The sequence below is a fragment of the Pseudomonas urethralis genome (assembly GCF_021602465.1).
Lineage (GTDB): Bacteria > Pseudomonadota > Gammaproteobacteria > Pseudomonadales > Pseudomonadaceae > Aquipseudomonas > Aquipseudomonas vlassakiae.
This window is the reverse complement of sequence record NZ_BQIJ01000025.1, coordinates 33,454-51,945: the sequence shown is the minus strand read 5'-3', so window position 1 is coordinate 51,945 and position 18,492 is coordinate 33,454. Positions and strand designations below refer to the sequence as shown.

The window sequence follows — 18,492 nt, the reverse complement described above, 5'->3', positions numbered from 1 at the left end:
GCGGGTACTTCACCCTGCTCAACCTGTCCAGCCTCGAAACCATTCCGCCCACACCGGCGAAGCTCAGCTGGGACTGAGCAGGGAGTCATCCATGAACCTGATCGACTGCTACGTCACGAAGATCCTCGGCGAGCCGTACCGCAAGTTTGGTCACTGGTGGGTGTCGGCCGAGTACGAATCAGAAGGCCGCCCAGGCAAAACCGAACTCATGTTCCGCACCGAGGAAGCCGCCCGCGCGGCGAAGGTCGGGCACCACTTCTTGGCCTGAGGAGGCCGCAGGAGAACACCATGGCAAACGCCAGCGCGGCACCGGCCGCACGCATTCAGCCGCGCATCATCCGTGCCGGCGATGCCCCTCACTACCTCGGCATGTGCAGATCCGAATTCAACAAGACCGTCAGGCCGCATGTCAGCGAGTTCCCCATCGGGGAGCGCGGCATCGGCTTTGACCGGGAAGAACTGGACGCCTGGGTGAACGACTACATCCAGGCCATGGCAATTGCGAAAGAAGGCGCTCAGGGACGACAATCACCCGGCAGCGAGCGCCCATCAGGAGATAAGGGATGGCGCGAAAGACAATCACAGGCCTTTCCCAAAGGAACGGCATCTGGCACATCGACAAGAGGATCAACGGCGAGAGACTTTACGAAAGCACTGGAACTTGTGACCGGGCGGAAGCGGAAAAGTACCTGATCCACCGACTCGAGCAGATCCGCCAGCGCAAAGTGTATGGTGTTCGGCAGGTTCGGACGTTCCGGGAGGCGGCTACCAGGTACCTGCTTGAGCACAAGGATCAGCCGTCAATCAAGCTGACTGCCCTGTGCCTCCAGCAACTTGATCCATACCTGGGCGACCTGCCGCTGACGCACATTGACGACCAGGCGCTGGCCCCGTTCATTCGGGACCGGCAGACGGACGAAGATTTGCCGAATGGGAAAGTGAGGAAGGCGGTCAGCAACCGGACGGTGAACATTGCGATCGAGCGGGTGATTCGCGTTCTGTCTCTGGCTTGCCGGAAATGGCGGGATGAAGAGCGCAGGCCCTGGCTCGACAGCATTCCGCTGCTGGCCAAGCTGGAGGAGAAGAGAGCCAGTCGAAAGCCCTACCCGATGTCCTGGGATGAGCAGTCGATTCTCTTTGGGGAGTTGCCGGAGCATCTGCACAAGATGGCCCTGTTCAAGGTGAACACGGGCTGCCGCGAGCAGGAGGTCTGCAAACTGAGGTGGGATTGGGAGATTTCGGTACCCGAGCTGGGCACCAGCGTTTTCCTGATACCTGCCGATTTCGGGGGACGGCACGAGAACTCAGGCGTGAAGAACCGAGACGAGCGTCTGGTGGTGTTGAATAGCGTGGCAAAGTCGATCATCGACGGGCAGCGCGGGATCAGCCGGGAATGGGTGTTTCCCTATAACGGCACCGGAATGCACAGGATGAACGACTCGGCCTGGAAGAAAGCGAGGGTGCGCGCGGCAAAGCTCTGGCAGGAGCAAAATCTGAGGCCAGCACACCCTGGGTTCGCTTCCATCAGGGTTCACGACTTAAAGCACACCTTCGGCAGACGCCTGAAAGCAGCAGGTGTAACAGAGGAAGATCGGAAGTCGCTACTTGGCCACAAGAACGGCAGCGTGACCAGCCACTATTCTGGCGCGGAGCTGGGACAGTTGATAGAGGCGGCAAACAAAGTTTCAGCGACGGATTCGCGTGGGCCGGTGCTGACCATTTTGAAGAGGAGACAGGCTTAAAAACCTGAGAAGTCACGCAAAAGTCACGCACATGAAATAGGCCACCCCTTTCGGAAATGGCCTAAGTCATTGAAATATATGGTCGGGACGGAGTGATTCGAACACTCGACCCCTTGCACCCCATGCAAGTGCGCTACCGGGCTGCGCTACGCCCCGACTGGGCTTGAAGCATGTTCTCAATCCTGCCGAGAACGTTGAAGAATGTACCCTAACCTCCTGATAAATGAAACCTTTTTCTCAACAAAATTTCCACTTATCAGAAAAAAACCAGAGTCACTTCTTCAACACCACCAACACATCCTCCAACTCGACAATCATCTGCCGAATCAGCTGCTTGTACTGGCTCGATTCATCCTTCACCTCATCACTGGAGAGCCTTAACCGCGCCCCGCCAATGGTAAACCCCTGGTCATACAGCAGGGCGCGGATCTGGCGGATCATCAGCACATCCTGCCGCTGATAATACCGCCGGTTGCCCCGCCGCTTCACAGGGTTGAGCTGAGGAAACTCCTGCTCCCAATACCGCAGCACGTGTGGCTTTACGGCACACAACTCGCTCACTTCACCGATGGTGAAGTAGCGTTTGCCCGGTATGGGGGGCAGTTCGTCGTTATGGCTTGGTTCCAGCATAGGCCTCAACCCGGGCTTTCAACTTCTGCCCTGGACGAAAGGTGACGACGCGCCGTGCGGTGATCGGGATCTCTTCCCCTGTCTTGGGGTTGCGGCCCGGCCGCTGGCGTTTGTCGCGAAGGTCGAAGTTGCCGAAACCGGACAACTTGACCTGCTCGTTCTCTTCAAGTGCGTGCCGAATTTCTTCAAAAAACAGCTCGACCAGCTCCTTGGCCTCACGCTTGTTAAGCCCCAGCTCCTCGTACAGCCTTTCGGCCATCTCAGCTTTCGTCAGAGCACCCATGCCGTTATTTCCTTAACGTGGTGTTCAACCTTTGTTCGAGCGAGGTGAGGATGTTTTGCAGGGTAGTGTTCACCTCATCGTCGTTAAGAGTGCGCGATGGATGCTGCCAGGTCAAGCCAACGGCAAGGCTTTTTCTATCAGGATCAATGCCTTTACCTTGGTAGACATCAAACAGCCTGAGGTCTGTGAGCCATTCGCCTGCATTGTCACGAATTACTTCAAGCACGTCTTGAGACGCCACATCACGTCCGGCGATCAAGGCCAGGTCGCGACGGGTTTCCGGGAACTTGGAGAGTTCGCTGAATTTCGGCAGGCGGCCTTCGACCACATCACCCAGCACCAGCTCGAAGACGAACACCGGGCGGTCCAGGTCCAGGGCTTTGGCCAGCTCTGGGTGGAGGGCGCCGAGGTAGCCGACGTCCTTGCCGTCGCGCTGGATCACAGCGGTCTGGCCAGGGTGCAGGGCTGGGTGCTTGCCGGCGGCGAAGGTGTAGTCGCTCAGGGCGCCGCTGTAGCCCAGCAGGGCTTCGACATCGGCCTTGACGTCGAAGAAGTCGATGGTGTCACGACCGTTAGCCCAGCCTTCTGGCAGGCGGCTGCCGGTGACGACGCCGGCGATCATTGGCTGCTGCTGCAGGTTACCGAGCTGGCCGACGAAGCGCAGGCCGCTTTCGAACAGGCGCACGCGGTCTTGCTGGCGGTTGAGGTTGTGCTGCAGGGCCTTGACCAGGCCTGGCCACAACGAGGCGCGCATGGCGGCCATGTCGTTGGAGATCGGGTTGGCCAGCAGCAGTGGCTCGACGCCTGGGCTGAACAGCTCGAACAGCTTCGGGTCGATGAAGCTGTAGGTGATGGCTTCCTGGTAGCCGCGGGCGACCAGCAGGCGGCGCAGGTTTGGCAGCTCGCCGCGGGTTTCCGGGCGGGCTTGCGGCGCGAGGCGGGCTTGGGGGTAGCGCACGGGCAGGTTGTTGTAACCGTACAGGCGGGCCAGCTCTTCGATCAGGTCGACTTCCAGGCTGATATCGAAGCGGTGGCTTGGGACTTCTACAGTCCACTGCCCTGCCCCACTAGCTTTGGTAGCCAGGCCAAGGTTGTTGAGCAGCTGCTCGACCTGGGCCGGGTCCATCTCCATGCCGAGCATCTGGGTGATGCGGTCGGCGCGCAGGGTGACCGGGGCGACATTTGGCAGGTGCTGTTCGCTGACGGCTTCGACGATCGGGCCGGCTTCACCGCCGACGATGTCGAGGATCAGCTGGGTGGCGCGCTCCATGGCTTCACGGGCCAGCTGCGAGTCGACGCCGCGCTCGTAGCGGTGCGAGGCATCGGTGTGCAGGCCGTAGGAACGGGCCTTGCCGGCGACGGAGATCGGCTCGAAGAAGGCGCTTTCGAGGAACAGGTCGCGGGTTTTTTCGGTGTTCACACCGCTGTGCTCGCCACCCATGACGCCGGCGATGGCCAGGGCGCGGGTGTGGTCGGCGATCACCAGGGTGTCGGCACGCAGGGCCACTTCCTGGCCGTCGAGCAGGACCAGCTTCTCGCCCTCTTCGGCCATGCGCACGCGGATGCCGCCGTTGATTTCGGCGAGGTCGAAGGCGTGCATCGGCTGGCCGAGTTCGAGCATCACGTAGTTGGTGATGTCGACGGCGGCGTCGATGCTGCGCACGTCGCTGCGGCGCAGGCGCTCGACCATCCACAGCGGGGTTGGCTTGCTCAGGTCGACGTTGCGGATGACGCGGCCCAGGTAACGTGGGCAGGCCGCCGGGGCGCTGACTTCGACCGGGCGCACTTCGTCGTGGGCCGGGGCAACGGCGGGTACCACCGGGCGGGTGACCGGGGTGTCGTACAGGGCGCTGACGTCGCGGGCCAGGCCTGCGATGGACAGGCAGTCACCGCGGTTCGGGGTCAGGCCGATCTCGATGCTGGCGTCGTCCAGGCTCAGGTACTGGCGGATGTCTTCGCCCACCGGGGCGTCGGCGGCCAGTTCCAGCAGGCCGTCGTTCTCTTCGCTGATCTGCAGCTCGGCGGCCGAGCAGAGCATGCCGAACGACTCGATGCCGCGCAGCTTGGCCTTCTTGATCTTGAAGTCGCCTGGCAGTTCGGCGCCGATCATGGCGAACGGGATCTTGATGCCTGGGCGGGCGTTAGGCGCGCCGCACACGACCTGGAAGGTTTCCTGGCCGTTGCTCACCTGGCACACGCGCAGCTTGTCGGCGTCCGGGTGTTGTTCGGTGGCGAGGATCTCGCCCACGACGATGCCGCTGAACTGGCCGGCAGCGGGGGTCACGCTGTCGACTTCGAGGCCGGCCATGGACAGGCGGGCGACCAGTTCGTCACGGGAGACTTGCGGGTTTACCCAACCGCGCAGCCACTGTTCACTGAATTTCATGCTGTTCTCCTGGAAAAGTGCGTCGATGGGGCCTAGCGGAATTGCGCCAGGAACCGCAGGTCGTTATCGAAGAACAGACGCAAATCGTTGACGCCATAGCGCAGCATGGCCAGGCGCTCGGCGCCCATGCCGAAGGCGAAGCCCTGGAATTCTTCAGGGTCGATGCCAGACATGCGCAGCACGTTCGGGTGCACCATGCCGCAGCCCATGACTTCCAGCCAGCCGGTCTGCTTGCACACGCGGCAGCCCTTGCCGGAACACATCACGCACTGAATGTCGACTTCGGCGGACGGCTCGGTGAAGGGGAAGAACGACGGGCGGAAGCGGACGGCCAGTTCCTTTTCGAAGAACACCCGCAGGAATTCTTCGATGGTGCCCTTGAGGTCGGCGAAGTTGATGCCGCGGTCGATCAGCAGGCCTTCGACCTGGTGGAACATCGGCGAGTGGGTGATATCCGAGTCGCAGCGGTACACGCGGCCCGGGCAGACAATGCGGATCGGCGGCTGGGTGGACTCCATGGTCCGCACCTGCACCGGCGAGGTGTGGGTGCGCAGCAGCATGTTGGCATTGAAGTAGAAGGTGTCGTGCATCGCCCGGGCCGGGTGGTGGCCGGGGATGTTGAGCGCTTCGAAGTTGTGGTAGTCGTCTTCGACCTCGGGGCCTTCGGCGATGCCGTAGCCGATGTGGGTGAAGAACTGCTCGATGCGCTCGAGGGTACGGGTGATCGGGTGCAGCCCGCCGGTGGTCTGGCCACGGCCTGGCAGGGTCACGTCGATGCATTCGGCGGCCAGGCGAGCGCTGAGCTCGGCCTCTTCAAAGGCGGCCTTGCGTGCGTTGAGCACGACGGTGACGCGCTCTTTGGCGTCGTTGATCAGCGCGCCGACTTTCGGGCGCTCGTCGGCTGGCAGGTTGCCCAGGGTCTTCATCACCTGAGTCAGTTCACCCTTCTTGCCGAGGTACTGAACCCGGATCTGTTCCAGGGTATTGATGTCTTCAGCGCGCTCGACGGCCTCTAGGGCTTGGGAGACCAGCGCATCCAGGTTTTCCATGTACAGACTCCAGATACGAAAATAGGGGAAGAGCTTTGAAGGCTCTTCCCCTATCGATGACGTTCAATGCCCGGCGCCGCTAGCGCCGCCGGGTGATTGTCGCGGGTACTTAAGCCAGAACGGCTTTAGCTTTCTCGACAATCGCAGCAAACGCCGCTTTTTCGTTCACTGCCAGATCGGCCAGAACCTTACGGTCGATTTCGATCGAAGCCTTTTTCAGGCCAGCAATCAGACGGCTGTAGGACAGACCGTTGGTGCGGGCACCGGCGTTGATACGAGCGATCCACAGTGCGCGGAACTGACGCTTCTTCTGACGACGGTCACGGTAGGCATATTGACCTGCCTTGATGACAGCCTGCTTGGCAACGCGGAATACGCGCGAGCGTGCACCGTAGTAGCCTTTAGCCAGTTTCAGAATTTTCTTGTGACGCTTACGAGCGATGACGCCACGCTTAACACGAGCCATGAGTAACTTCCTCTATCTAAACCAGAATTAACGTACGCGCAGCATGCGCTCGACTTTTGCCACGTCAGACGGGTGCAGCAGGCTGGCACCGCGCAGTTGACGCTTACGCTTGGTCGACATTTTGGTCAGGATGTGGCTCTTGAAAGCGTGCTTGTGCTTGAAGCCGGAAGCGGTCTTCAGGAAGCGCTTCGCAGCACCGCTCTTGGTTTTCATTTTTGGCATGTTGGAACTCCGCATTCGATAAAATTACACAATAATCATCAGGCCTGCCGTGCCCGGGAGATTACTTCTTCTTTTTGGGGGCGATGACCATCATAAGCTGGCGTCCTTCCATCTTAGGATGCTGCTCAACGGTGCCGTATTCGGCGAGGTCGGTTTCGACCCGCTTCAACAGCTCCATGCCCAGCTCCTGGTGGGCCATCTCACGGCCGCGGAATCTCAGAGAGATCTTGGCCTTGTCCCCATCGGTAAGGAAACGTACCAGGTTGCGTAGTTTTACCTGGTAATCCCCTTCTTCCGTCCCTGGACGAAACTTGATTTCCTTGATCTGGATCTGCTTCTGGTTTTTCTTGGCTTCGTTAGCCTGCTTCTTCTTCTCGAAGAGGTGCTTGCCGTAGTCCATCACCTTGCAGACAGGCGGTACCGCGTCTGCAGAGATTTCCACCAGATCCAGCTTCGCTTCTTCAGCGATACGAAGCGCTTCATCAATCGAGACGATGCCAACCTGCTCGCCATCAGCGCCAATTAACCGAACCTCGCGGGCCGAGATATTCTCGTTGATCGGGGCCTTCGGTACAGCACGCTTATCGTTTCTCATTTCACGCTTAATAGTCATTACTCCGATTCTTGGCGTCCACGCCGGGAAACCGCTTGTGTCAGAAGCTCAACGAACTGGGCGACGGGCATGGAGCCCAGGTCTGCGCCTTCGCGAGTACGCACAGCGACGGTTCGTGTTTCGACTTCACGGTCCCCTATAACCAAAAGGTACGGGACCTTGAGCAAAGTATGCTCGCGGATTTTAAAGCCGATCTTCTCATTTCTCAAGTCCGACTTGGCACGGAAACCGCTACCGTTCAGGGCATTTTCCACTTCGAGGGCGAAATCGGCCTGTTTGTCGGTGATGTTCATGATCACCGCCTGGGTCGGTGCCAGCCACGCTGGGAACACGCCAGCGTAGTGCTCGATCAGCATGCCGATGAAGCGTTCGAACGAACCGAGGATCGCACGGTGCAGCATGACGGGGCGAACCCGGCTGTTATCTTCGGCGATATAGCTGGCATCCAGGCGTTCTGGCAGGTTCGGGTCATACTGCAGGGTACCGCACTGCCAGTTACGGCCGAGGCAGTCGCGCAGGGTGAACTCGATCTTCGGGCCGTAGAAGGCGCCCTCGCCCGGCTGGTATTCCCACTCCAGGCCCGACTCGTTCAGGGCGTCGGCCAGCGCGCCTTCGGCACGGTCCCACAGCTCTTCGGAGCCGACACGCTTGGCCGGGCGGGTGGACAGCTTCATGGCAATGTCGGTGAAGCCGAAGTCCTTGTACACGTCCAGGGTCAGCTTGATGAAGTCGGCGGCTTCTTTCTTCACCTGTTCTTCGGTGCAGAAGATGTGCGCGTCGTCCTGCACGAAGCCACGCACGCGCATGATGCCGTGCAGCGCGCCGGAAGGCTCATTGCGGTGGCAGGCACCGAACTCGGCCAGGCGCAGCGGCAGGTCGCGGTAGCTCTTCAGGCCCTGGTTGAACACCTGCACGTGGCACGGGCAGTTCATCGGCTTGACAGCGTAGTCACGGCTTTCCGACGAGGTGGTGAACATGTTTTCGGCGTAGTTCGACCAGTGGCCGGAGCGCTCCCAGAGGATGCGGTCGACGACCTGCGGGGTCTTGATTTCCTGGTAGCCGTTGACGCGCTGAACCTGGCGCATGTACTGCTCGAGCACCTGGTACACGGTCCAGCCGTTGGCGTGCCAGAACACCATGCCCGGGGCTTCTTCCTGCAGGTGGAAGAGGTCGAGCTGCTTGCCGATCTTGCGGTGGTCGCGCTTTTCGGCTTCTTCGATGCGCTGGATGTAGGCGGCCAGTTGCTTCTTGTCGGCCCAGGCGGTGCCGTAGACGCGTTGCAGCTGCTCGTTCTTGGCATCGCCGCGCCAGTAGGCGCCGGACAGCTTGGTCAGCTTGAAGGCCTTGAGGAAGCGCGTGTTCGGCACGTGCGGGCCACGGCACATGTCGACGTATTCTTCGTGGTAGTACAGGCCCATGGCCTGCTCGTCCGGCATGTCTTCGACCAGGCGCAGCTTGTAGTCTTCGCCACGGGCCTTGAACACTTCGATGACTTCGGCGCGCGGGGTCATCTTCTTGACCACGTCGTAGTCTTTTTCGATCAGCTCCATCATGCGCTTTTCGATGGCGGCCATGTCTTCAGGGGTGAAGGGGCGCTCGTAGGCGATGTCGTAATAGAAGCCTTCGTCGATCACCGGGCCGATCACCATCTTGGCGGTCGGGTACAGCTGCTTCACCGCGTGGCCGACCAGGTGGGCACACGAGTGGCGGATGATCTCCAGTCCCTCTGCATCTTTAGGGGTGATGATCTGCAGGGTGGCGTCGTGGTTGATCAGGTCGCAGGCATCGACCAGCTTGCCGTCGACCTTGCCGGCCACGGTGGCCTTGGCCAGGCCTGCGCCGATGGATGCGGCGACGTCGGCGACGGATACGGCGTGATCAAACGAACGTTGACTGCCATCGGGAAGAGTAATAACGGGCATGGCGCCTCCTCTCCTAGTGGTGACCCCTACCAAAGGTCACGTGGGTTGGGATGAGCCAGTACAAGATCCGACCTGCCTTCCCTTGGGGGAAGCCTGCCTCACAGTGGCAGAAGCCTTTGAGCTTGCCAGGGACGAACCAGAGTGACTGGAAAGAAAAAACATCGCAGCAAGGGCCTTGCTGCAAGCCGGGCATGCTAGCACGCGGGTTGCGTGGCCCGCAGAAATATTTGGAAATTACACCGCTTCGGTGAACTATCCCGGAAAAATCCCTATCAGACCTTGGGAAGCAACCTACTCTTGATGAGACCTTAACCCAAGGAGTAACTGGTTATGCGAGTACCGTCTCTTCTGGCCCTGGCGGCCGCTGGCGCCCTGCTGCTGCCCGTGGCTGCGAACGCTGGCAACTTCCCAGCCGGGAAGGAAGCCGGCTACATGGCCCAGTGCACCCAAGTCGCCAGCAGCCAAGGCGTCGACGCCGCCACCGCGAAAAAGCACTGCGACTGTGGTGCCCAGGCGATCAAAAAGAATTTCACCGACGCGGAAATCGCCGACCTGGACAGCAACGATGGCGTCGATGCCAAGCTGATGCAGAAGGCGCAAACCGTGGTGAAACAGAGCTGCGCGCCGAAGGGCTGAAACCTTAAAGCCAGAGCAGGCCCGGCATTATTTGCCGTGGATCAATATCCTGCGAAGGTAAAAGGCGCTAGATGCGCAGAATTAGACTATGATGTACCCCGTGCTCCGTAGCCTCGGCCGCATTGCACCACTGAAAAAACTAAATGTTCTGGAGATTCACCTCATGTCCAATCGCCAACAAGGCACCGTCAAATGGTTCAATGATGAAAAAGGCTACGGCTTCATCACCCCAGCAGGCGGCGGCGACGACCTGTTCGTACACTTCAAAGCCATCGAATCCGACGGCTTCAAGAGCCTGAAAGAAGGCCAGACTGTTTCCTTCGTCGCCGAGCGCGGCCAGAAGGGCATGCAGGCTGCGCAGGTTCGTCCGGAGTAATTCGGGCAGCTGTAAAAAAACCCGCCACATGTGGCGGGTTTTTTTATGGGTGCCTGTCAGCCCCAAACACATGCTTTTTTGTGGGAGCGGCCTTGTGTCGCGAAAGGGCCGCAACGCGGCCCCGGCATTTCATGTGGCGAAGCTGCAATTCTGGGGGCGCTGCGCCCCCCTTTCGCGACGCAAGGCCGCTCCCACAAGTGGGCAGTGTGCAGGCTTGGCCTATCAACCGCAGTTGACGCGGGTCACCACACCTTGCTCGTCCACGTTCAGGTTCAGGCGCTCGGAGCGGTACTCCAGCGTCACCACGTCGTGCGGCTTGAGAATGCGTGCCATCTGTGAACCACTGGCCTTGCGCGCCTGCTCCAGCAGGGCGGCGCTGCCCGGCTTGCCGATGGCGAAGTCGGCACCGCTGGCCTCGCAGCGGCCATCGTTGCCGGCCGGCGCCTCAGGCGCCTTGCCACCCCCCGAGTTGCCGCCAGTGCTGCAACCCGCCAGCACAGCAGCCACCGCCAGGGTTGCCAGGAAAGCACGGGTACGGAACATGAATCCTCCTAAATCGATCTGGGAACTGCCTGATCCGACAGCTCCAACAAGAGTTTGTTGCACAACCGGGAAAGTCTGCCTGATCTGACCAGCAGTGGCCAAAGGCAATCGTGACCGAATTTTACCGCGCAACCGACGAGTCGCTTGGTTGGCGCCGCAAAGTCATGATTTACTTTAGGAAGTGAAGGCACAGTGCCTTCTGCGAACACCAGGATCCGGTGTCCGCCCCTCCGCCCCGGCCCCCCAGCGAGAGCCTCTCATGAGCAGCCACAGCATCGACGCCGATATCAAGGTCAAATGGGCCGAAGGCCAGAGCGCCTACAGCCCCAGCACGCCCGAAGAGTTGCTGTTGATCGCCATCGACCTGTTGGTGCGCGACCGCGGCGGCGAGGCAGCGCGCAGCTTCATCGATCAGGTGTTCGAGCGCTACGCGCCGCATGCGGCTATTGCAATCGAGCCAAGCGCGCGCTGAGCAGGTCGAAAAAGCCCTGGGCGTCAGCCTCGTTCACCCACAGCACATTGGCCGGCTGCCTGAGCACGCCGTACCAGTCGGCGATGGTCTGGCCGAAGGTCGGGCCTTCGCGGCTGTCGACACTCATGTGGATACGCCGGCCGCTGAACAGCTCGGGTTTCAGCAGGTAGGCGATGACGCTGGCATCATGCACCGGACCACCGGGCATGCCGTACAGGTCCATGTCGTGCTTGATGTAGGCCTGCAGAATGTCCACCACTTTCTTGCTGGCCTGGTTGTTCACCGCCGCCAACTGCTTGAGGCGGGCGTCGCTGGTGAGGACTTTGTGGGTGACGTCCAGCGGCAGGTAGGTCAACTGCACGCCACTGGCCAGCACCACCTCGGCGGCATGGGGGTCGGCGTAGAGGTTGAACTCCGCCGCCGGGGTGATGTTGCCACCGTTGAAGTGGGCACCGCCCATGACCACCACTTCTTTGATGCCCATGGCGATCTCGGGTTGATGGATCAGCGCCAGGGCCAGGTTGGTCTGCGGGCCGAGCATGGCAAGGGTAATGCTGTGGGGCTTGGCACTGCCCAAGGTGTCGACCAGGTATTGCACGGCATTGCCAGCGGCCAGGGGCTGTTTCGGCTCGTGCACCGGCACGCCGGTCAGCCCCTCTTCGCCGTGAACGTCGGCGGCATAGATGGGCGTACGCACCAGCGGCCGCCCTGCCCCGGCGTACACCGGGATGTCTTCGCGGCCGGCCCATTCGCGGGCCAGGCGGGCGTTGCGCGAGGTCTTTTCCAGGCGCACGTTGCCAGCGACGGTGGTGATGGCGCGGATGTTGAGGTCTTCGGGCGAGGCCATGGCCAGGAACAGCGCGACCACGTCGTCGGCACCGGGGTCGGTGTCGATGATCAGGTCACGCGGGGCGGCCTGGAGGGTGGTGGTGGCGGCTGCGGCCATGAGGGTCAGTCCTTGTAGCAGAGGTTTGAACATAGCGGCACTCCTGTTGCCCTGAAATGGAATGCGATCACTGTGGGAACGGCCTTGCGTCGCGAAAGGGGTGCGCAGCGCCCCCAGGATCTCAGCTTCGCCGCAAAAATTGCCGGGGCCGCGTTGCGGCCCTTTCGCGACGCAAGGCCGCTCCCACAAAAAATCGCACCGCGTTTCGCTTGTTAGAAGGTGACCCCGGAAATCAGGGCGATGTTGCTGTAGGGCTGGCATTCGCCGGTGCGGACGATTGCCCGGGCGTTGCGCGACAGCAGCTTGAAGTCCTCATGGCTGTGCCATTCGCGCTTGCCCAGCTTGCCCTTCAGGCGCTCGACCTCGACCAGCGCCGGCGGCACCACCTTCTGCATCTCTTCGGCCAGCACATGCCGCTCCACCTGCAGTTCGCTCAACACGGCGCGCAGCACGCTGGCAAAGTCCGGGATCCCCGGCGTCAACGCCAGGTCGATCAGTTCGACACCGGGTGGCACCGGCAAGCCGGCATCGCCAATCACCAGGATGTCGCCATGGCCCATCCCGGCGATGGTCCGTGACAGGGCGACGTTGAGCAGCAGGGTCTTCTTCATGGGGTCAGCTCCGCCAGGTAGGGAATCGACGGCTGGGCACCGGCGCGGGTGACAGACAAGGCCGCGGCGCGCTGGCCGAACGCGATGGCCTCAGCCTCCCCATTGCCCTGCACCAGCGCAGCGGCAAAACCACCAATGAAGGTGTCGCCCGCCGCCGTGGTATCCAGCGGCTGCACCTTGGGCGCCGGGAAATGCTGGCTGCCGTCCCGGCTGACAAACAACGCCCCTTGCGCGCCCAGGGTGATGATCACCTTGCCTGCGCCCAGCTGCAGCAGGCGCTCCCCTGCGCGGCGGGCACTGTCCAAATCGTCGACCCGCTCGCCGGTCAAGGCTTCGGCCTCGCTTTCGTTGGGGGTGAGGTAGTCGATATGGGCAAACCAGTCCGCTGGCAGCGGGCCGGTGGCCGGCGCCGGGTTGAGGATCACTTGCTTGCCCAGCTCGCGGCCCCTGGCCAGGGTCCAGGCCACGGTCTCTACTGGCACCTCGAGCTGGCAGATGATCACCTCGGCGGCCTGCAGCAAGGCATCGAAACGCTGTACCGACTCCGGTGTCAGCAGCCCGTTGCCGCCCGGGATGATGACGATGCAGTTCTGGCTGGCAGCATCCACGGTGATCAGCGCCACGCCACTGGATACGCCAGGGCACACGCTTACCGCCTGGCAATCGATGCCTTCCACTTCCAGCGCCTGGCGCAACTGCTGGCCGTAGGCGTCATCGCCGACATTGCCCACCATCGCCACACTGCCCCCCAGCCGCGCCACCGCCACTGCCTGGTTGGCGCCCTTGCCGCCGGGCACGGTGAAAAAATGTTCCCCGGCCAGTGTTTCGCCGGCGCGTGGCAGCCGCTGGGCGCGAGCCACCAGGTCCATGTTGAGGCTGCCGACCACCACTACCTTGGCATGCATGGCGATTCCTTAGCGGTAATCATTGAACAGGTCCGGGCGCGGCCCGGTGGATTCGCGCAGCACGATGCGCGGCGAGACAATGCGCTGCTCGGCCCCTTCGCGGCGCGGCGTGGCGATGCGCGACAGCAGCAAGGCCGCTGCGCTCTCGCCAAGCTCGCGAATCGACTGGCCGACCGTGGTCAGCGGCGGGAATACATAGCGGCTCAGCTCGATATCGTCGAAGCCGATCACCGACAGCTCGCCCGGTACGTTGATGTTGCGCTCGGCGGCGGCGCGCAATACACCGAAACCGATCATGTCGTTGCCGGCGAAAATCGCCGTCGGCCGCTTGCCATCGAGCAGCTGCGCTGCGGCAACATGGCCACCGGGGCTGGTGAAATCACAATGCAGCACGCGGCCAGCCAGCACTTCGACCTCGGCCTCGGCCATCGCCCGGCGGAAGCCACTCAGGCGCAACTGGGTAACGCCGGTTTCGGCCGGGCCGCCGATGTAGGCGATGTCGCGATGGCCGAGTTCCAGCAGATGGCGGGTTGCCAGGTAGGCGCCCTGCTCGTGGTCGATGCGCACCAGGTCGGCGTCGACACCTTCCAGTTCACGGTCGACGATGACCATCGGCGTGCGCACACAGGCCAGGCTCTGCAGCAGGTCGGCATCCTCGCCCACCGATGCCACTACCAGGCCGTCGATGCGCTTTTCCAGCAGTACGCGCAAGTAGCTGCGCTGCTTCTGCGGGTTGTCGTCGGAGTTGCACAGGATCACGCAATAACCATTGCGCTCGCAGGCGTCCTCGATGCCCCGGGCCAGCTCGGCGAAGTACGGGTTGACGCTGTTGGGCACCAGCAGGCCGATGGTGGCCGTGCTGCGCGCCTTGAGCGAACGCGCCACGGCGCTGGGCACGTAGTCGAGTTCAACAATGGCTGCCTCGACCTTGAGCCGTACCTGCTCGCTGACCGGGCGGGTCTTGTTCAGGACATGTGACACGGTGGTGTAGGAAATGCCGGCGAGGGCCGCGACGTCTTTGATGGTTGCCATGTTGTCAGTTCCGCCGGCCTGCACGCCGGCTGCGATAAGTGTCGAGCACCACGGCGATGACGATCACCGCCCCGGTGATGATGCGTTTGGTCGGTTCCGATGCGCCGATCTGCGCAAGGCCTGCAGCCAGCACAGAAATGATCAGCACGCCGAAGAAGGTACTGATGACCGAGCCGCGCCCGCCCATCAGGCTGGTACCGCCGATCACCACGGCGGCGATCACCTGCAGCTCAAGGCCGGACCCGGCGTTGGGGTCGGCGGCTTCCAGGCGCGAAATCTGGAACAGCGCGGCCAGGCCGGCGAGCAGCCCCATCAGGGCGAACACCAGCACCTTGTACGGGCGCGGGTCGATGCCGGCCAGGCGCACAGCCTCTTCATTGGTACCGATGCCGATCAGGTAACGGCCGAACACCGTGCGGGTCAGTACCAGCTGGGCCAGCACGATCACCAGCAAGGCGATGACGAAAGCCGGTGAGATACCGAAGGCCACCGGGTTGGAAAACCAGGCGTAGGCGTCGCCGATATAGGCGGTGCGCGAGTCGGTGAACTGGTAGGCCAGGCCGCGGGCCATCTCCAGTACGCCGAGCGAGACGATGAACGACGGGATGCGCCAGGCCACGGTGACGCCACCGGTGATGCTGCCGGCCAGGGCGGCGACCGCCATGCCGAGCAGGGCTGCGGGCAGCACGCCCCAGCCCCAGCCGAGGATCGCCACGCTGACGGTGGAGGCCGCCAGTGCCAGTACCGAGCCGACCGACAGGTCGATGCCGCCGATGATCAGCACGAAGGTCATGCCCACGGCCAGCACCATCAGGTCGGGGATCTGGTTGGCCAGAGTGCTGAAGGTGGCGTACGACCAGAAGTGGCTGCTCAGGAACGAAAACAGCACGATCATCGCCAGCAAGGCGCCGGCCAGGCCCAGGTAGGTGCCCAGGCCGAAGTAGGTAGCGCTGCGGCGCACGGGGGCGCTGCCCGGGGTGTCTAGGGGTGTGGTCTTCATGCATCCATCCTGGGTGCTGCGTCATGCAGCAGGGCGTCACGTTTCTGGTAGCCGGCAAAGGCGGCAGCAAGGAGCTGGTCCTGGCTCCAGAATTCGCGGTCGAAGGTATCGATCAGGCGGCCGGCGGAGAGCACGGCAATGCGATCGCAGATCAGCATCAGTTCGCGCAGGTCGCTGGACACCACCACCAAGGCCTTGCCCTGGCGCGCCAGCTCGGCCAGCAGGCCATAGATGTCGAACTTGGCACCGACGTCGATGCCGCGGGTGGGCTCGTCGAACAGCAGCACCTGGCAGTCGCGCTCCAGCCAGCGGCCGATCACCACCTTCTGCTGGTTACCGCCAGACAGCTCGCCGACCGGCTGTGCCGGGCCAGCGCTGCGAATGCGCATGGCGCTGATCTGGCGCTCGGCCAGGGCCTTTTCCGCTTCGCCGTCGAGCACCCCGACACGGGACACGGCGGGCAGGTTGCCGAGGGCGATGTTGGCGCTGACCGATTGCGTCAGCAGCAGACCTTCGCCTTTACGGTCCTCGGTGATCAGGGCGATCCCGGCGTTGACCGCCGCCTTGGGTGAATCGATGGTCACCGCCTTGAGCGGCTGGCCGACCTCGATGCTGCCGCTGTCGGCGCGGTCGGCGCCGTAGATCAGCCGCAGCAGCTCGGTGCGCCCGGCGCCGATCAGCCCGGAGATGCCGAAGATCTCCCCCGCCCTGACCTGCAGCGATACCTCGCGCACCTTGTTGCCGCGGCTCAGCTTGTCGACCTTGAGCAACGGTGCGCCGATCGTGCGGCGGCCAAGGTCGATATGCTCGCCCAGTTCGCGGCCGACCATCAGGTTGACCAATTCGGCGCTGCTGTAGCGCTGGATCGGCTCGTCGCAGACCAGCTGGCCGTCGCGCAGCACGACGATGCGCTGGGCCACACGCTGCAACTCTTCAAGGCGATGCGAGATGTAGACGATGGCCACGCCGCGCTGGCGCAGGCGCTCGATCTGGGTGAACAGCAACTCCACTTCGCGGGCGGTGAGCATCGCCGTGGGCTCGTCGAAGATCAGCACATGGCAGTCGCCGATCAGGTTGCGGGCGATCTCGACCATCTGCTGATGGCCGATACCCAGCTCGCCGACCGGGGTGTCCGGGTCGATGGCATCCAGGCCGACCTGGGCCATGGCAGCCGTGGCCAGCTGGCGCAGGCGCTTGTGGCTGATCCAGCCGAAGCGGCTGGGCAGGTTGTCGAGGAACAGGTTTTCCGCCACGGTCAGGGTCGGCAGCAGGTTGAGCTCCTGCATGACCATGCGCACACCGAGGCGCTCGGCCTCGCTGCGGCTGGCCGGCGCATAGGCCTGGCCGCGGTAGCTCATGTGCCCGCTGCTGGGTGTTTCCAGGCCGCAGATGAGCTTGGACAATGTGCTCTTGCCCGCGCCGTTCTCGCCGGTCAGCGCCAGCACTTCGCCAGCGCGCAAGGCCAGGCTGACCTCGGCCAGCACCGGTTGCGCGTAGCGCTTGCCCAGGCCGCTGGCGGCAAGCACGACTTCATTGGCCGATGCTGGCATGGCCATCTCTCCTGCTTGGGGTCAGGGCTTGGTGATCAGTTCGACCGGGGTCTGGATGACGTTGTCGGCGTCCACGTCGGGCTTTTCACCCTTGAGCACCTTCAACGCCGCCTGGATGCCGAACACCGCCTGCTGGCTGGCAGCCTGGTCGAGGGTGGCGAGCACGCGGCCATCCTTGAGCATCGGCTTGATGGCGTTGATGTTGTCGTAACCCACCACCTGCACCTGGCCGGTCTTGCCGGCGGCGCGCACGGCCGAGACGGCACCCAGGGCCATGCTGTCGTTGCCGGCCAGCAGCGCCTTGAGGTCGGGGTATTCGTTGAGCATGGACGCGGCGACAGCGTTGCCCTTGTCGATCTCCCAGTTGCCGGACTGCACCGAGACGATCTTCATCCCGGCGGCATCCATGGCGTCCTTGAAGCCGGCGGTACGCTGCTGGGCATTGGTGGTGGTCGGCACGCCTTCGATGATGCCGACCTGGTCACCGGCCTTGAGCTTCTGCTGGGCCAGGTAGTCGCCGACCATGCGTGCGCCCTTGCGGTTGTCAGGGCCGACGAAGGGCACGCTGATGCCTTTGCTCTTGAGCAGTTCAGGGTCCAGGCGGTTGTCGATGTTGATGACGACGACGCCCTGGTCCATGGCTTTCTTCACCGCCGAGACCAGCGCCTTGGAGTCGGCCGGCGCAATCACCAGGGCCTTGGCGCCGGAATTGACCATTTGCTCGACGATGCGAATCTGCTCACCGGTATCGGTTTCGTTCTTGATGCCGTTGGCGACCAGGTCGAACTCGCCAGTGTGAGCTTTCTGGTAGTCCTTGGCACCGTCTTCCATGGTGCGGAAGAACTCGTTGGCCAGCGACTTCATGACCAGCGCGACCTTGGGTTTTTCCTCTGCATGGGCAGCAGACGGCAGCATGGCGAGGGACAGCGACGAGATGACGGCGAGCGCCAGCAGACGACCGGGGAACGGCAGCTTCATGGGAGATGACTCCGAATCTTGTGTTTTTTATCGGATCGCAAACGTTTGCGTTAGGTAACTATGGAAACAAGACCTGGTTTTGTCAAATCCGTTTCGCTGGCGGGGGCAAGACGCAAGCGGTGCTGATTAT

The 18,492-nt window shown here is 62.5% G+C and carries 22 protein-coding genes and 1 tRNA gene; 6 read left to right on the top strand and 17 right to left on the bottom strand.

Annotated elements, in window-relative coordinates:
• Window positions 1-91: 91 nt before the first annotated feature.
• The 3 genes from L6D64_RS26290 to L6D64_RS26280 are packed head-to-tail and all read left to right on the top strand — an operon-like array spanning window position 92 to window position 1,742.
• Window positions 92-268 (top strand): hypothetical protein, encoded by a 177-nt coding sequence (locus L6D64_RS26290; protein WP_182408860.1) that lies wholly within the window; start codon window positions 92-94, stop codon window positions 266-268.
• A gap of 20 nt (window positions 269-288) precedes the next feature.
• A complete protein-coding gene (locus L6D64_RS26285) occupies window positions 289-693 on the top strand; it encodes a helix-turn-helix transcriptional regulator (RefSeq protein WP_225903899.1) in 405 nt (134 codons plus the stop codon).
• Window positions 579-1,742, top strand: coding sequence for a tyrosine-type recombinase/integrase (locus L6D64_RS26280; RefSeq protein WP_236192609.1), 1,164 nt, complete (start codon window positions 579-581; stop codon window positions 1,740-1,742). Before L6D64_RS26285 ends, L6D64_RS26280 begins: the two co-directional genes overlap by 115 nt.
• 79 nt (window positions 1,743-1,821) lie before the next feature.
• Here the strand turns inward: L6D64_RS26280 and L6D64_RS26275 are convergent.
• The 9 genes from L6D64_RS26275 to thrS all read right to left on the bottom strand — a co-directional run bounded on the left by L6D64_RS26275 (window position 1,822) and on the right by thrS (window position 9,313).
• Window positions 1,822-1,898 (bottom strand) — tRNA-Pro (locus L6D64_RS26275).
• A 117-nt stretch (window positions 1,899-2,015) separates the two neighbouring features.
• Window positions 2,016-2,372, bottom strand: coding sequence for a MerR family transcriptional regulator (locus L6D64_RS26270; RefSeq protein ID WP_008100384.1), 357 nt, complete (start codon window positions 2,370-2,372; stop codon window positions 2,016-2,018).
• Entirely contained in the window at window positions 2,353-2,655 is a 303-nt protein-coding gene (gene ihfA, locus L6D64_RS26265) for an integration host factor subunit alpha (protein ID WP_003250679.1), read from the bottom strand. The genes L6D64_RS26270 and ihfA overlap by 20 nt, the downstream gene beginning before the upstream one ends.
• Window positions 2,656-2,659: 4 nt before the next feature.
• Window positions 2,660-5,041 carry a phenylalanine--tRNA ligase subunit beta gene (gene pheT, locus L6D64_RS26260; RefSeq protein WP_176509497.1) on the bottom strand — a complete coding sequence of 794 codons (2,382 nt, stop codon included), beginning with the start codon at window positions 5,039-5,041 and terminating at the stop codon, window positions 2,660-2,662.
• Between the two features lie 32 nt (window positions 5,042-5,073).
• On the bottom strand, window positions 5,074-6,090 hold the full coding sequence (pheS, locus tag L6D64_RS26255) for a phenylalanine--tRNA ligase subunit alpha (protein ID WP_054887103.1): 1,017 nt from the start codon (window positions 6,088-6,090) through the stop codon (window positions 5,074-5,076).
• Window positions 6,091-6,199: 109 nt separating this feature from the next.
• Window positions 6,200-6,556, bottom strand: coding sequence for a 50S ribosomal protein L20 (gene rplT / locus L6D64_RS26250; RefSeq protein ID WP_003250671.1), 357 nt, complete (start codon window positions 6,554-6,556; stop codon window positions 6,200-6,202).
• Window positions 6,557-6,583: 27 nt separating this feature from the next.
• Window positions 6,584-6,778 carry a 50S ribosomal protein L35 gene (gene rpmI / locus L6D64_RS26245; RefSeq protein WP_003250667.1) on the bottom strand — a complete coding sequence of 65 codons (195 nt, stop codon included), beginning with the start codon at window positions 6,776-6,778 and terminating at the stop codon, window positions 6,584-6,586.
• 61 nt (window positions 6,779-6,839) lie between these two features.
• The gene (gene infC, locus L6D64_RS26240; protein ID WP_176509498.1) at window positions 6,840-7,391 is read right to left on the bottom strand and encodes a translation initiation factor IF-3; all 552 of its coding nucleotides are present in this window, start codon (window positions 7,389-7,391) and stop codon (window positions 6,840-6,842) included.
• Entirely contained in the window at window positions 7,391-9,313 is a 1,923-nt protein-coding gene (thrS, locus tag L6D64_RS26235; RefSeq protein ID WP_054887102.1) for a threonine--tRNA ligase, read from the bottom strand. Before thrS ends, infC begins: the two co-directional genes overlap by 1 nt.
• 330 nt (window positions 9,314-9,643) lie before the next feature.
• Here thrS and L6D64_RS26230 point away from each other — a divergent pair, with 330 nt between their 5' ends.
• On the top strand, window positions 9,644-9,949 hold the full coding sequence (locus L6D64_RS26230; RefSeq protein WP_176509499.1) for a hypothetical protein: 306 nt from the start codon (window positions 9,644-9,646) through the stop codon (window positions 9,947-9,949).
• A gap of 163 nt (window positions 9,950-10,112) precedes the next feature.
• The gene (locus L6D64_RS26225) at window positions 10,113-10,325 is read left to right on the top strand and encodes a cold-shock protein (RefSeq protein WP_003250656.1); all 213 of its coding nucleotides are present in this window, start codon (window positions 10,113-10,115) and stop codon (window positions 10,323-10,325) included.
• Between the two features lie 222 nt (window positions 10,326-10,547).
• On the opposite strand, the gene L6D64_RS26220 is transcribed toward L6D64_RS26225, so the two are convergent.
• Window positions 10,548-10,868: an I78 family peptidase inhibitor gene (locus tag L6D64_RS26220; protein WP_176509500.1), complete on the bottom strand. Its 321-nt coding sequence runs from the start codon at window positions 10,866-10,868 to the stop codon at window positions 10,548-10,550.
• A 259-nt stretch (window positions 10,869-11,127) separates the two neighbouring features.
• On the opposite strand from L6D64_RS26220, the gene L6D64_RS26215 reads away from it, so the two are divergent.
• Entirely contained in the window at window positions 11,128-11,340 is a 213-nt protein-coding gene (locus tag L6D64_RS26215) for a hypothetical protein (protein WP_099814504.1), read from the top strand.
• Here the strand turns inward: L6D64_RS26215 and L6D64_RS26210 are convergent.
• The 7 genes from L6D64_RS26210 to L6D64_RS26180 form a co-directional block, all read right to left on the bottom strand.
• The gene (locus L6D64_RS26210; protein ID WP_176509501.1) at window positions 11,312-12,319 is read right to left on the bottom strand and encodes a nucleoside hydrolase; all 1,008 of its coding nucleotides are present in this window, start codon (window positions 12,317-12,319) and stop codon (window positions 11,312-11,314) included. The genes L6D64_RS26215 and L6D64_RS26210 overlap by 29 nt on opposite strands.
• 179 nt (window positions 12,320-12,498) lie before the next feature.
• Complete coding sequence (rbsD, locus tag L6D64_RS26205) at window positions 12,499-12,897, bottom strand: D-ribose pyranase (RefSeq protein ID WP_176509502.1); 399 nt, start codon at window positions 12,895-12,897, stop codon at window positions 12,499-12,501.
• Entirely contained in the window at window positions 12,894-13,802 is a 909-nt protein-coding gene (gene rbsK, locus L6D64_RS26200; protein WP_176509503.1) for a ribokinase, read from the bottom strand. Before rbsK ends, rbsD begins: the two co-directional genes overlap by 4 nt.
• A gap of 9 nt (window positions 13,803-13,811) precedes the next feature.
• A complete protein-coding gene (locus L6D64_RS26195) occupies window positions 13,812-14,834 on the bottom strand; it encodes a LacI family DNA-binding transcriptional regulator (protein WP_176509504.1) in 1,023 nt (340 codons plus the stop codon).
• A gap of 4 nt (window positions 14,835-14,838) precedes the next feature.
• Window positions 14,839-15,834 (bottom strand): ABC transporter permease, encoded by a 996-nt coding sequence (locus L6D64_RS26190; RefSeq protein WP_176509505.1) that lies wholly within the window; start codon window positions 15,832-15,834, stop codon window positions 14,839-14,841.
• On the bottom strand, window positions 15,831-17,384 hold the full coding sequence (locus tag L6D64_RS26185) for a sugar ABC transporter ATP-binding protein (RefSeq protein WP_176509506.1): 1,554 nt from the start codon (window positions 17,382-17,384) through the stop codon (window positions 15,831-15,833). The genes L6D64_RS26190 and L6D64_RS26185 overlap by 4 nt, the downstream gene beginning before the upstream one ends.
• Window positions 17,385-17,405: 21 nt before the next feature.
• A complete protein-coding gene (locus L6D64_RS26180) occupies window positions 17,406-18,362 on the bottom strand; it encodes a sugar ABC transporter substrate-binding protein (RefSeq protein ID WP_176509507.1) in 957 nt (318 codons plus the stop codon).
• Window positions 18,363-18,492 lie beyond the last annotated feature (130 nt).